The organism is Bartonella sp. B1099 (assembly GCF_944801835.1).
In the GTDB taxonomy this organism is placed as follows: domain Bacteria; phylum Pseudomonadota; class Alphaproteobacteria; order Rhizobiales; family Rhizobiaceae; genus Bartonella.
The window spans coordinates 565,373-578,258 of sequence record NZ_CALYLN010000001.1; the positions used below are offsets into that span (position 1 = coordinate 565,373).

The 12,886-nt window shown below is 38.6% G+C and carries 11 protein-coding genes and 1 pseudogene; 8 read left to right on the plus strand and 4 right to left on the minus strand.

Annotation, left to right across the window (positions count from 1 at the left end):
* Positions 1 to 56: 56 nt before the first annotated feature.
* Both NNJ73_RS02535 and NNJ73_RS02540 read left to right on the plus strand, forming a co-directional pair.
* The gene (locus tag NNJ73_RS02535; protein ID WP_254475135.1) at positions 57 to 878 is read left to right on the plus strand and encodes a SapC family protein; all 822 of its coding nucleotides are present in this window, start codon (positions 57 to 59) and stop codon (positions 876 to 878) included.
* 3 nt (positions 879 to 881) lie between these two features.
* A complete protein-coding gene (locus NNJ73_RS02540) occupies positions 882 to 1,850 on the plus strand; it encodes a tyrosine recombinase XerC (RefSeq protein ID WP_254492575.1) in 969 nt (322 codons plus the stop codon).
* A gap of 20 nt (positions 1,851 to 1,870) precedes the next feature.
* Here the strand turns inward: NNJ73_RS02540 and NNJ73_RS02545 are convergent, their stop codons facing one another.
* On the minus strand, positions 1,871 to 2,143 hold the full coding sequence (locus tag NNJ73_RS02545; RefSeq protein ID WP_254492576.1) for a BolA family transcriptional regulator: 273 nt from the start codon (positions 2,141 to 2,143) through the stop codon (positions 1,871 to 1,873).
* Positions 2,144 to 2,266: 123 nt separating this feature from the next.
* On the opposite strand from NNJ73_RS02545, the gene NNJ73_RS02550 reads away from it, so the two are divergent.
* The 3 genes from NNJ73_RS02550 to cobT all read left to right on the plus strand — a co-directional run bounded on the left by NNJ73_RS02550 (position 2,267) and on the right by cobT (position 5,979).
* Positions 2,267 to 2,887 (plus strand): J domain-containing protein, encoded by a 621-nt coding sequence (locus tag NNJ73_RS02550; protein ID WP_254492577.1) that lies wholly within the window; start codon positions 2,267 to 2,269, stop codon positions 2,885 to 2,887.
* 203 nt (positions 2,888 to 3,090) lie between these two features.
* Positions 3,091 to 4,071, plus strand: coding sequence for a cobaltochelatase subunit CobS (gene cobS, locus NNJ73_RS02555; RefSeq protein WP_254492578.1), 981 nt, complete (start codon positions 3,091 to 3,093; stop codon positions 4,069 to 4,071).
* Between the two features lie 15 nt (positions 4,072 to 4,086).
* Positions 4,087 to 5,979: a cobaltochelatase subunit CobT gene (gene cobT, locus NNJ73_RS02560; RefSeq protein ID WP_254492579.1), complete on the plus strand. Its 1,893-nt coding sequence runs from the start codon at positions 4,087 to 4,089 to the stop codon at positions 5,977 to 5,979.
* Between the two features lie 19 nt (positions 5,980 to 5,998).
* On the opposite strand, the pseudogene NNJ73_RS02565 reads toward cobT, so the two are convergent.
* From NNJ73_RS02565 to rpmB, 3 genes and pseudogenes are all read right to left on the minus strand, one after another.
* Positions 5,999 to 6,229: pseudogene (locus tag NNJ73_RS02565) on the minus strand (Arm DNA-binding domain-containing protein); the annotation flags it as partial.
* A gap of 971 nt (positions 6,230 to 7,200) precedes the next feature.
* Positions 7,201 to 7,884: a VUT family protein gene (locus tag NNJ73_RS02570; protein ID WP_254492580.1), complete on the minus strand. Its 684-nt coding sequence runs from the start codon at positions 7,882 to 7,884 to the stop codon at positions 7,201 to 7,203.
* 130 nt (positions 7,885 to 8,014) lie between these two features.
* Positions 8,015 to 8,332: a 50S ribosomal protein L28 gene (rpmB, locus tag NNJ73_RS02575; RefSeq protein WP_005774236.1), complete on the minus strand. Its 318-nt coding sequence runs from the start codon at positions 8,330 to 8,332 to the stop codon at positions 8,015 to 8,017.
* A gap of 298 nt (positions 8,333 to 8,630) precedes the next feature.
* Between rpmB and NNJ73_RS02580 the strand changes: the two genes are divergently transcribed.
* The 3 genes from NNJ73_RS02580 to NNJ73_RS02590 all read left to right on the plus strand — a co-directional run bounded on the left by NNJ73_RS02580 (position 8,631) and on the right by NNJ73_RS02590 (position 12,336).
* Positions 8,631 to 9,413, plus strand: a complete 783-nt coding sequence (locus NNJ73_RS02580; protein ID WP_254492581.1) for an SURF1 family protein — start codon at positions 8,631 to 8,633, stop codon at positions 9,411 to 9,413.
* A gap of 802 nt (positions 9,414 to 10,215) precedes the next feature.
* Positions 10,216 to 11,835, plus strand: a complete 1,620-nt coding sequence (purH, locus tag NNJ73_RS02585) for a bifunctional phosphoribosylaminoimidazolecarboxamide formyltransferase/IMP cyclohydrolase (RefSeq protein ID WP_254492582.1) — start codon at positions 10,216 to 10,218, stop codon at positions 11,833 to 11,835.
* A gap of 348 nt (positions 11,836 to 12,183) precedes the next feature.
* Entirely contained in the window at positions 12,184 to 12,336 is a 153-nt protein-coding gene (locus NNJ73_RS02590) for a DUF1127 domain-containing protein (RefSeq protein ID WP_254492583.1), read from the plus strand.
* The last annotated feature ends 550 nt before the right edge of the window (positions 12,337 to 12,886 follow it).

The following is a 12,886-nucleotide window of genomic DNA, read 5'->3' on the forward strand; positions in this document are numbered from 1 at the left end:
TCTTCCCCAAAGACCTTTCTTGGTAACAAAAACAAATTAATATAAGGAGAAGTCTTATGGCAAATATTATGCTATTTTACAAAGATATCACGCCAATCAATAAAGTTTCCCATAAAAATCTAAAATTTGCGCCACCAAGTGATATGTCTTTTGCCAAAGATACGCACTGGGTTCCTTTAGCAAGTACTGAATATTTTCAAGCAGCCCTAGACTATCCTATTTTGTTTATGTGCGCCGAAGATGAACAAAAAAAACGGCACTATACTTCCGCTGCCCTTGTTGGCCTTTCTAACGATGAAAATGACTATATCGCCTCTGATAAAAGTTGGAGAACCCATACTTATGTTCCTGCTTTCGTTCGTCGCTATCCTTTTGTTTTAGCACAAATTAGCAATGAAAAAGAACTTTCTGTTTGCTTTGATCAACAGTCAGGAATGTTTAATGAAGTTGCAGGTACAGAACTTTTTAATTCTGATGGCTCTATTTCTCCTTTTATGGAAGAACGTATTCGTTTTCTTGAAAGTTTTAAAATCGCGATGGAGAAAACCTCTGAATTCATTGATGCTCTTGTGGAAATGGATCTTCTCAGTCAAAAATCAATCAATGTGAAAAACGATCAAGGTCTCTCGGCGCAATTGGAAAATTTTTGGGTTGTTGACGAAGAAAAATTGAATAAATTATCAGCAAGCCAACTTGCAAAACTTCATAAAAATGGCTTTTTAGGGTTAATTTTTGCGCATTTGATGTCAACGCATAATCTTTTAAAAATACTCTCTCTCAAAGGTGAAAAGCAACTTATCAACCATGAAGAAAAACCCGAAAACAAGAATGGTCACATCAACGATGAAAAATCTACAAAGAAAGAGACCCTTAACTAGATAATGCCTATAAAAAACGACAAGAGAAAAGATGAAAATAGCCCTCTCATTCCAGCCGACCATGCGGTTTTAACTGCAAGGAAAAACTGGTTAGAGCATCTTGTAAAAACCCGTCGTATGTCCGTACAAACAGCACAAGCCTATGAACGTGATACGCGGCAATTTTTATCTTTTCTCTGTCAACATTTAAGCCAAGCACCAACTTTCACAGATCTTGCTCATTTACGCGTCAGTGATTTGCGTGCTTATCTTGCTTATCGGCGTACAAACAATATCAGTGCACGCTCTTTAAGCCGTGGGGTAGCAGGCATCCGTTCTTTTTTTAAATACCTATCTCGCGAAGGAATCGTCAATATTCCCGCTGCACAGCTTATCCGAAGCCCCAAACATCCAAAGTCGCTCCCAAAACCTTTAGCAATACAATCAGCTCTCCACATCGTCCAACAAGAAAATCAGCTAGAAAACGAACCTTGGATTAACGCGCGTAACGCAGCTGTCCTTATGCTTCTCTATGGCTGTGGTATGCGAATATCAGAAGCCTTAAGCCTCACACCAGAACAATTTTCTGATCCTGAAAAAACAAGTTTATACATAACAGGAAAAGGGGGCAAAACACGTCTTGTCCCTCTCATCAAAATTGTTTACGAAGCTGTACAAAATTATCTCAAATGTTGCCCATATCCTTTAAAAGATAACCAACCCATGTTTCGCGGTGCACGAGGTGGTCCCCTACAGCCGGCTATCATTCAGAAAACTGTACGCAACTTACGTGCAAGTCTTGGTTTACCAGAAACGGCCACCCCCCATACGCTACGTCATTCTTTTGCCACCCATCTTTTATCACGGGGGGGAGATTTGCGAACGATTCAAGAACTTCTTGGGCACGCGAGTCTTTCCACCACACAAACCTATACCCATGTCGATACAGACCATTTGTTGGAAATTTATCAAAAGGCCCATCCTCGTTCTTAAAAAAAGCCTCATCAAAAAAATTAAAGTGCTTCAACCTCAAGTGCCAAGGCATGAACACAAGTCGCTAACTCTTCTTGTAAAACTTTATAAATCGCTCGATGGATTTCTATGCGCGTCATATTGGAAAAAGAAGAAGACAAAATTTTCACGCGAAAATGTGTTTCTCCTTTACCATCAAAAGCATGTTCATTATGAGGATGTCCCTCATGAAGATGGCTCTCATTAATCACTTCAAGTTTCTGCGGATGAAAAGCATCCTGAAGCTTTTTCTTGATTATTTTTTCTATAGACATTTTTCATTCCTTAACAAAATGAACGTGTAAGAATACACCTTTTTCATAACCAAATAAGTGTGAAAACAAATTTTTTAAAAGTCAATTCTTGTAAAATTAATCAATTTTGCATAAACCAATAATATGGCAATAACATCTAAATTATTCGATTCAATTCGCATAAGCTCAAATAAAAAACAAAAATCTGAGCCAGAAGCGCAACAGTGTCAGTGGGAAGGGTGTGAAAAGACAGGAACCCATAAGGCACCGGCAGGTCGAAATCACGAAGGACAATATCTACATTTTTGTATTGAGCACGTGCGTGCCTATAATAAAAATTTTAATTACTTCTCGGGTCTTAGCAATCAAGATATCGCAAAATTCCAAAAGGATGCTCTCACAGGGCATCGCCCAACATGGCCGACAGATCTTAGCAACGGCACAGCGAAAAAAACTGCTGCCAATTATGCAAAGATTCGCTCTGGAACAGCGGCCTATCAAAATCGTATGCGTGATCCCTTCACGCTTTTTACTGAGCGGCGTTCAAGCAATAGTTTCTCACGAAAATTAAAACCCTTAGAAGCAAAAGCTTTTGATACACTAGGACTACAAGCAAACGCTTCAGCAGAAGATATCAAAATGAAATATAAAGAGCTGGTAAAAAAGCATCATCCTGATTCCAATGGTGGTAATCGTGCTTCTGAAGAGCGCTTTCGCGATGTTTTACATGCTTATAATTTACTCAAAAAATCTGGTTTATGCTAAAAAATACGCATTGATGCGGACCCATTCTCATTGAGATCATCACTCTTTACATAAAACATTCTTGTCTTCACAAAACATGATAGAATAGATGAAAACGATTTTCCTTCATCTCTAAGGCTCTCGTTAGAGCATTGCATAAATGCTCTAACTCTTGTATCGTTTTCTCATGAAACAAATAGCGTTCTTTCCCTGCCAGAAACATCATGACAAATCTTAACCCCGAAAATACACCCGATATTACCCTTTGTGCTTGTGACTTATTTCATATTGAAACAGATATGAAAATTCCTGCTTTTAGCACAAAAAGCCCGCATGTTCCTGATATCGATCCCGATTATCTTTTTGATCGGCAAACAACTTTAGCGATTCTTGCAGGTTTTACTTTTAACCGTCGTGTCATGGTTTCCGGCTATCACGGAACAGGCAAATCAACGCATATTGAACAAGTTGCTGCCCGTCTCAATTGGCCTTGTCTTCGCATTAATCTCGACAGTCATGTAAGTCGTATCGATCTTGTAGGAAAAGACGCGATTGTTTTAAAAGATGGCTTACAAGTTACTGAATTTAAAGAGGGCATTTTGCCATGGGCTTATCAAAATAATATTGCTCTTGTTTTCGACGAATATGATGCGGGACGTCCTGATGTTATGTTTGTCATCCAACGTGTTCTTGAAACCTCTGGCAAACTCAGCTTACTTGATCAAAGCCGCGTTATCTCTCCTCACCCAGCATTTCGCCTTTTTGCAACAGCCAATACCATTGGCCTTGGCGATACAACAGGACTCTATCATGGTACCCAACAAATCAATCAAGCCCAAATGGACCGCTGGTCTATTATTACGATACTGAATTATTTACCCCATGATAAAGAGGTTGATATTGTTTGTTCAAAGGTAAAATCTTTTCAAACGGCTGAGGGGAAAAAGACAATTTCACAAATGGTTCACGTTGCAGATATGGTCCGCCAAGCTTTTATCAATGGGGATCTTTCAACAGTTATGAGCCCACGCACTGTCATTACTTGGGCAGAAAATACCACAATTTTTCAAGATATCGGCTTTGCTTTCCGGTTAACCTTTCTCAATAAATGTGATGAACTCGAACGTGCCACTGTCGCAGAGTTTTATCAACGCGCCTTTGGACAAGAGCTTCCCGAATCACTCATGCAGGGTGTCTTGTCTTAAAGGAATATGTCAATTATGGCGATCGCCCCTGACGACAACAGCAAAAATCAAACAAACAATCCTCCCCTCAATACGCTTGATAGTGGAGCGTTTAAGAAAGCTCTTACCACTTGTATGCGTGCCATTGCCGGTACATCCCACCTCGAAGTTTCCTTTAGTCATAACCGTCCATCTTTGAGCGAAAATTATGCACGTTTACCAGAATTACCACACCATGCTACGGATAAAGATATCACCATTACCCGCGGTTTAGGTGATTCCATGGCTCTGCGCAAAGCATGGCATGATAACCGCATTCACATGCAATTTTCTCCGCTAGAATCAGAAGCACAGGCTATCTTTGATGCCCTTGAACAAACACGTGTTGAAGCAATTGGTACTTTAGCCATGGAGGGGCTTGCAAAAAACCTTGATGCCATGCTCGCCGATAAATACAAAAGAGCCCATTATGAAAAGATTAGTAACCAAAGTGAAGCCCCTATCCAAGAAGCGTTAGCCCTTTTATTGCGTGAAAAAATAACAAAGCGCGCAGCCCCAAAAGAAGCAGGTCCCGTCTTAGAATTATGGCGCCAAGAACTTGAACAAAAAGCTGCAGCAGAACTCAATGAGCTCACGCATCATATTTACAATCAACAAGCTTTTGCACAGATCGTTCGCCAAATGCTTACTACCCTTAAAATGACAGTGCAACAAGATGAAACTTCTGACAGTGAAAACGATAAAAAATTAAAAAACGAATGTGAACCTCAAGATCAAACAGCAGAAGAAAATAAAAACAAAAAACACGCTCAAAGTGAAGAACAAACTAGCACAGAACAAGAAAGTGATGGTCAAGACGAAGGAAAAACACAAGCAACACAAACAAGTGACATTGATCAAACTGACGGTGAGCAAGAAAATGGCCCTTGGCAAGAAAAGTCGAACAAATCCAAACATCTTTTTTCCGATTCAAAGCAAATGGAAAAACTTGGCAATTATAAAATCTTCACCCGTCAATTTGATGAAGTTTTGGAAGCAACCGATTTTTGTTCTGAAAACGAATTAGATCACTTACGCCGTTGTCTTGATAAGCAAATTCATCATCTTCAAAACATTGTTGGACGTTTAGCCAACCGTCTCCAACGCCGCCTTATGGCACAACAAAATCGCAACTGGAACTTTGACCTTGAAGAAGGATATCTCGACACCGCAAAGCTTCCACGCCTGATTATTGATCCCATGCAGCCCCTTTCTTTTAAAATGGAAAGTAACACACAATTTCGGGATACGGTTGTTTCACTCCTCATCGATAATTCTGGTTCAATGCGCGGGCGCCCCATTAGCGTTGCCGCAAGTTGTGCTGATATTTTGGCACAAACACTTGAACGTTGTGGTGTCAAAGTTGAAATTTTAGGATTTACCACCAAAACTTGGAAAGGGGGAAGATCACGTGAAAAATGGCTGGAGCAACATAAACCTCATCATCCTGGACGCCTGAATGATTTGTGTCATATCATCTATAAAAGTGCTGACACCCCATGGCGTCGCGCTCGCCGCAATCTAGGTTTGATGATGCAAGAAGGATTACTCAAAGAAAATATCGACGGGGAAGCTTTAATTTGGGCGCATCAACGCCTTTTATCACGGCGTGAACAACGTCGCATTCTCATGGTCATCTCTGATGGTGCCCCTGTTGACGACTCAACACTATCGATCAACGCCAGCAATTATCTAGAAAAACATTTACGCGCAGTGATTCAAGAAATTCAAACCCATTCCCCCATTGAGCTCATTGCCATTGGAATTGGTCATGACGTCACCCGTTATTATCAACGTGCTGTAACAATTATGAATGCCGAAGAGCTTGCAGGCGCCATAACAAAACAACTAGAAGCACTTTTTAGTGATAAAACACCTCAAACTTTATAAGAAATAAATCCGCCTTAAATTCACGCAAAACAGAACGCCATTGGTTTGCCAATTTACGAGCTTGTTTTAAAAAAACATCTCTTAAGGCACCCAAACCCATTTCGCGGCAGCGTCCGTGAATGGTATAACGATAAAGCCATTGAGCACCTCCATCTTTACGCTTATGAAGAAGCAAGCCGGCACCATCATTATATTTACCAGCCCCCAATGTTGCGACAGCCCTTGCATTAAGCCGATTCATAAGAGCCATTTTTAGTCCTTTCTTATACAAATTTTACCCACACACCAGCCCCGCTTGTGATGTGCAAATGAGTGATTTTGATTGATGCAACATAAACAGATTTGAAATGAGAGAATCTTACGTTATTCGGGGTTCTAATTCAATATGAATAACTATAGATTATCATTATAAATCAATAACTTGTATATCTATCATACAGCAATCTATTGATTTATCATCACGCATCGAACATTATTCAACTTAAATAAAAATCCTAAACGCCGTAAGATTCTTTCATTTCAAATCTGTCTCCCGTTAAATCAAGCAAAATCATTTTCTTACCCATAACAAGCGATGCTGGAGCGCATAATTCTATTTAAAAAAATATTTCACGTTACTTCCAAGTTTATTTCACAAAAGAAGCTATGAATAATATTGAATGTACAATCCATTCAGTATCACCATCTTTACGCTCCATAAAAGAGAAAAACGATACCATTATTCTGCTTCCCCCCCCCCGATATCGCAACAAACCTTGGTATTTAAGATGATTCATGAAAAGGCATTTTTATCTTTTTTTAATGGTTTTATCTACAGGGGCTTTTCCCCGCCTATCATATATAAGAGAAAGATTTTTATTGAAACAATATAAGAAGATTTACAATACGCAAAAGTTATTACATGCAGCTTCTCGTCATGTTGCAAAATGATGAATTATCCTTATAACTTCAATGAGTTAATAACATATAACTGAAATTTCTTTTACATCAATGTAGTTTATAAGAAGGTATTTTTAACCTCTTTCAAAGAGTGTTTATCCATCCACTTTTTATGAAAGCCTAAACAAATAATTTTTATTGCTTCCTCACAAAAAAATCTTGAAATGAGAGCCTCCCCCTTTAAAACGTGAAGCGATAAACTCTCTCAATCAACGATACTATCGCACGCGTAACATAACGGAAACTTTCTTAAAGTTTAAAGAAAACAAAAAACAAAGGTTATTATTTGTTACAAGCAAAAGAGGAATCGTCCTTTGCATGACTTTGATAAAGAGGGAGTTTCACAATGTTAAGAATTGTTCCATAAGGAATCAACATCAACAAGCTCATAATAATTTTTACGGAGAAATCGCCAAAAGCAAGCGAGAGCCAAACTGGCATGCCTATCCCTCCCAAAACAGTACTCTCCACCAGTGAACTATCAGCATAGCCTGTTAGTTTATCCAGAAGAGCAAAAGAGCTCGAAAAAGCAAGAGAAAAAAACAACACCGTATCCAACGCCGAACCAACCAACGCCGCTGCTAAAGGTGCTTTCCACCATGTTTTCCGTCGCAAAGGCGTAAAAACAACAATATCAAGGAGTTGGCCAAATAAAAATGCCAAACTAGAAGCAAGTGCAAGCCGCGGTGTTGCCAATATCCAAGAAACAAAAACACCGGCAAAAAAACCAGCATAAACCACACGCCGCGCAGCAGATGGACCATAAAAACGATTGGTCAAATCATTGATGAGAAAAGCAAATGGATAGGTAAAAGCCCCATAAGTCAAAAGCTCATTTAAACCAAACCAATAAACGGGATATTGAACCAAAATATTAGAAGCAGTAACCGCAAGACACATTGCTAAAATAGAAAAAACAACATATCTTCTCTTTTGCTGTTCTAATAAAAGATCGCTTGAAAACATTTTTTTTAACCTGGGGTATGGAACCAATAAAATAATAGAGCGATCAAAGAGAGAAAAGCCAAAAAATGAACTTCTAGAACAAAGATCGGTGATTAGAGCATCAATCCACCAAAGATAATGATACGAATAATCACGCTGCTTGTTCAGCTTTTTGCTCGCTTTCTTGCTCAGCTTTTTTCTTAATGATTTGGCGTTTTAACAAACGCGCACGTTGCGACAATTCTTTATCGTCTGCCTTGACCAAAAAGCCATCAAGACCACCACGATGCTCAACAGAACGCAATGCATTTGCTGAAATACGCAAGCGATAACTTTGCTGTAACACTTCTGAAATCAATGTCACATTGCAAAGATTTGGTAAAAAACGACGCCGAGTCTTATTATTCGCATGGCTAACATTATTACCATACAGAACCGTTTTCCCTGTCAATTCACATGCACGAGACATAAACTTCACCTTTAAACTCTAAGAAACTCTCAAATCCCTATACCCAAAGCACAGAATAAGCGCAAAACACGCATAATGCGACCTTAAACGGGCATCATTGGGAAGTTCCTTTCTAATAGGGGCTCGACAACAAAAGGTCAAGTCTTTTATAAAACCTTTTTTATCTCTTTCTGGCTCATCCTTCATCTTTTTCCAAAATCAAGGCGTGCAAATTTTGCTAAAAAGCGTACAAAATGCTTTTTTAAAAGGTATACCGTGTTAGAATAAAAGTCTATTGTCCTGAAAGGAAGCATAAATCATGAGCAAAAAAGTCCCCCCCATGACAAAGCTTCAAGGAAATTCTTATCATTTTTCTTTTCTTTTATTTGGAACTTTATGCGTTTGTTTTTTTCTTCTCTTTAGTGCATTAGGCATATGGCAAGTACATCGATTAAACTGGAAAACAAATCTTATCACCAGTGCCAATCAGCGCGTTCACTTAGCCCCCATAAAAGCCCCCCAAAAAGATCAATGGGCTGAGGTTACTTTTGAAAAAGATGAATATCGACCGGTTGTGATCACAGGAAATTTTTTAAAAAATAAAAATATTTTGGTCACGGCTGCTGCTCAAAACACCACGGGCTACTGGGTTTTGACTCCTTTAAAAACCGCAGACAACACACTGATCTTTATCAACCGTGGCTTTATCCCCATGGATGAGCGTAATAATTTTCAACACTCAGAGCCATCGCATACACATGCCTCATCTCAGCAAGATTCTACCACAAACACAGAACAAACGACAATTATCGGTTTATTACGCATGAGTGAAAAAAATGGATTTTTTCCACGCAAAAATAATCCTGAAAAAAATGTATGGTATACGCGTGATCTTCCCGCTATGGCAGAAAAACTTGGGTTAACCACTGTTGCCCCTTATTTTATTGATGCCAGAAAAACATCTCCACAAGCAAACCTTCCCGTTGCTGGTCTTACGATGATCCATTTTCGAAACAATCATCTTGTTTACGCAATCACGTGGTTTATTTTAGCTGCTGGTATGTTAGGCGCTTTAATCTTTCTGCTACAACAAAAAGATTAAAAAATAACAAGATCAATACTTCCTTCCTCTCACATGCCAAATATTGTTAAAGCAAGCGTTATTAAAGTATAAAGAGAATGAGCGTCCCACCCTCGCACCTTTAATTACAGATCATGGGCATACAATGGGTCTATACCATTCACGAAGGATTTACACGACACTCTTCACAAGACAACCATAAAATGAAAGTTGATTCATTGAAAAATGCTTACTTTAAAATAAACGCGCGTGAATGCACACTATAATAGCATTTTATTTTGCATGAAAAGCGTAATCTCATTAAAAAGGCAATACTCAAAAATGTGGGGCAATGTGTCATTTCCACTCTTAAAAAAACGTTCTATTACAAACATTGTAATGCTTTTACAAAAACATAAAAATTAAAAATGGCAGGAAAAATGAGCATGCATTTCTACCGTTATAATTTCATATTCTTGCTAGTTATTTCGCCTTTCTTAAAAATAACTCAAACGGGTATATGAAATATTCTCGCCTTCATCGCACATACAAAAGCGAATACAACAAAAACGTATGGAAACGTTTTGTATTTCAAGCCTGCTATGAAGATGAGATATTGAGTTATAAGCAACAAAAAATATTTGAATGTATCAATGAGACTTTTATACCTATCACAACACCTCCAATTATGGCATTTTACAGTATAAATAAGAAAAAAGGAGAGACATCGTCTATTTTAAAAAGACAGTTTATCCTTTCAGTGTATTTTGCTAAAGGCTTGTGCTATAAATGTATAAACTTGTTTTGCTGAAATTTTAACTCTTTCATTTTTAAGGCTTCTATTATGGGCGTTGTTGCCAAAAATTTTCCCATACCTGATCTTCATCGGGTTCGTCGTGTTCTTCTTTCTGTGTCTGATAAAACGGCTGTGGTTGCCTTTGCAAAAGCCCTTTATGCAACTTACAATGTTGAATTGATTTCAACAGGAGGAACAGCCAAAACTCTCATAGCTGCTGGTTTACCTGTAAAAGATGTTGCTGACGTTACTGGATTTCCTGAAATAATGGATGGGCGTGTAAAAACACTCCATCCTTTGATTCATGGTGCTTTGTTAGGGGTAAGAGAAGATCCTAGCCATAGGGAAGCTATGGAAAAAAACAGCATTCATGGAATTGATCTCTTGGTGGTAAATCTTTATCCTTTTGAAGAGACACTCCACTCAGGAGCTGATCCACAAACGATTCTTGAAAATATTGATATCGGTGGACCAGCGATGATTCGCGCTGCGGCAAAAAATTATGCTTATACCGGTGTCGTAACAGCAATAAATGATTATGATTTGATTCTTGAGGAATTAAAACAGCATAACGGATGTTTAAGCTTATCCATGCGCCATCAGTTGGCAATGCGTGCGTATGCGCACACCGCTGCTTATGATACGGCAATAGCAGCATGGTTTGCACGAGATTTAAAAATTGAAACACCATCATGGCAGAGTTTTTCTGGTCATCTTGAAAGTGTTATGCGCTATGGAGAAAATCCACATCAACAGGCGGCATTTTATCGCAATAATGAAAAACGTTTTGGCGTTGCAACAGCAAAACTTTTACAAGGCAAAGCGCTCTCTTATAACAATTTGAATGATACAGATGCAGCCTTTGAGCTCGTAGCAGAATTTGATCCGCAAAAAACTGCTGCTGTTGCTCTTATTAAACATGCCAACCCTTGTGGTGTTGCGGAAGGGAAAAATTTGAAAGAAGCTTATTTGAAAGCTCTTATGTGTGATAATGTATCAGCATTTGGTGGAATTGTTGCTTTAAATCAACCCCTTGATGAGGAATGTGCAGAAGAGATTGTTAAAATTTTCACGGAAGTGATTATTGCGCCTGATGCAACAATGGCGGCACGTGAAATTATTGCTAGTAAAAAAAATCTTCGTTTGCTCATTACAGGGGGCGTTCCTGATCCCCGTTGTGGAGGACTTCTTGCAAAAACACTTGCGGGAGGCATTTTAGTGCAATCACGTGATAATGTGGTGGTTGATGATCTTAAGTTGCAAGTGGTAACCAAGCGAGCACCAACTCAAGATGAAATGCGTGATCTTCAATTTGCTTTTCGTGTAGCAAAACACGTTAAATCAAATGCTATTGTATATGCGAAAAATAGTGCAACAGTTGGCATTGGAGCTGGACAAATGAGCCGCATCGATTCAGCAAAAATTGCTGCAAGTAAAGCAGCGGAAAGTGCAAGGAGAGAAGGCTTAACAGAAACGCTCACAAAAGGATCAGTGGTTGCATCCGATGCATTTTTTCCTTTTGCAGATGGTTTATTAGCAGCAGCTGAAGCGGGGGCAACTGCCGTCATTCAACCAGGAGGTTCCATGCGTGATGAAGAAGTTATCACGGCTGCGAATGAACAGGGTTTAGCGATGATTTTTACAGGAATACGACACTTCCGTCATTAATATAATTGGGATAATTTTCTCTTCATATAAGACAAGCATTTCAAGAGATTTTTCTTAAATCGTATATCGATCGATAACCGTTGAAATAGGAGCAATGATTCAATCTGGAGAATCTACACATGATGAAGAAATTATCACCGCAAAAAATGCACATAATTTAGCCATTATTTTAGGAATAGAATATTACCGTTATTGATAGCTTTAAGAGTGGCCCTTTTACATGAGACATGTGTTAAAGGAGCTTCTTTGTATGTAGATGCATACCTGTTATGACATTATATCACAACTATTTTTAGTAATATGCTCTATTCTTAAACTAAAGAGTGTAACAAAGTTTGAGTACAGGATATGAATATTCTACGTTCTTATAGTAATTGGCGCCGTTATCGCCGAACCATTAATGCGTTAAGCCGTCTTTCGATATATGAACTCAATGACCTTGGCATTTGTCGAGGTGATATTGATTCAGTTGCGCGGCACTATTCGCGTAAATCTTTTTAAGAGTTGTTTGAAGAATATTTGAGAGCATATTTTGCTGTAAAGAAACGGGCATTTTGAGGGTTGGTGGTTGTGACGTCGTTTTTAGTATAATAACACTTTGATAATGACACAAAGCAGAAAAGATTTTTCCCGAGTGCTTTAGTGTAATGTTGTTTCTTGAATTCTCAATGTTTCTATGATGGGCGACTTTTGATTTATCAAGAATGTGCATTATTTTGCGTATTTTATGAAAGATTCTACTGGAGGAGTGTCTTATTCTAAATCTATTTATATTGGATCAACTATAATCCTGTCTCTTGCACATTACCAAGCGAGGAGCGTGGTGTATGGAGTAAAGCTGTACAAAAAGGAATTATAAAGAACCGTCTCAAACGCCAAGGAGAGTATCTCAACATTAAAAACAACCCTAGGTGTGTGATGGTACCAGCATATTACTCTATAAGCAGCTATAATGTGACCAAAACCAAGAATATTGATCACGACAGCACCTTCCAAAACTTTTTGAAGATAAGCAACCGTTTAATTTTCTCTTAACATCTTTAAAGAATGA

What these genes read in the sequence shown, in the direction of transcription:
- NNJ73_RS02535 (WP_254475135.1), top strand. Translation starts at nt 57, where the DNA reads ATGGCAAATATTATGCTATTTTACAAAGATATCACGCCAATCAATAAA.
- NNJ73_RS02540 (WP_254492575.1), top strand. Translation starts at nt 882, where the DNA reads ATGCCTATAAAAAACGACAAGAGAAAAGATGAAAATAGCCCTCTCATT.
- NNJ73_RS02545 (WP_254492576.1), bottom strand. Translation starts at nt 2,143, where the DNA reads ATGTCTATAGAAAAAATAATCAAGAAAAAGCTTCAGGATGCTTTTCAT.
- NNJ73_RS02550 (WP_254492577.1), top strand. Translation starts at nt 2,267, where the DNA reads ATGGCAATAACATCTAAATTATTCGATTCAATTCGCATAAGCTCAAAT.
- cobS (WP_254492578.1), top strand. Translation starts at nt 3,091, where the DNA reads ATGACAAATCTTAACCCCGAAAATACACCCGATATTACCCTTTGTGCT.
- cobT (WP_254492579.1), top strand. Translation starts at nt 4,087, where the DNA reads ATGGCGATCGCCCCTGACGACAACAGCAAAAATCAAACAAACAATCCT.
- NNJ73_RS02570 (WP_254492580.1), bottom strand. Translation starts at nt 7,884, where the DNA reads ATGTTTTCAAGCGATCTTTTATTAGAACAGCAAAAGAGAAGATATGTT.
- rpmB (WP_005774236.1), bottom strand. Translation starts at nt 8,332, where the DNA reads ATGTCTCGTGCATGTGAATTGACAGGGAAAACGGTTCTGTATGGTAAT.
- NNJ73_RS02580 (WP_254492581.1), top strand. Translation starts at nt 8,631, where the DNA reads ATGAGCAAAAAAGTCCCCCCCATGACAAAGCTTCAAGGAAATTCTTAT.
- purH (WP_254492582.1), top strand. Translation starts at nt 10,216, where the DNA reads ATGGGCGTTGTTGCCAAAAATTTTCCCATACCTGATCTTCATCGGGTT.
- NNJ73_RS02590 (WP_254492583.1), top strand. Translation starts at nt 12,184, where the DNA reads ATGAATATTCTACGTTCTTATAGTAATTGGCGCCGTTATCGCCGAACC.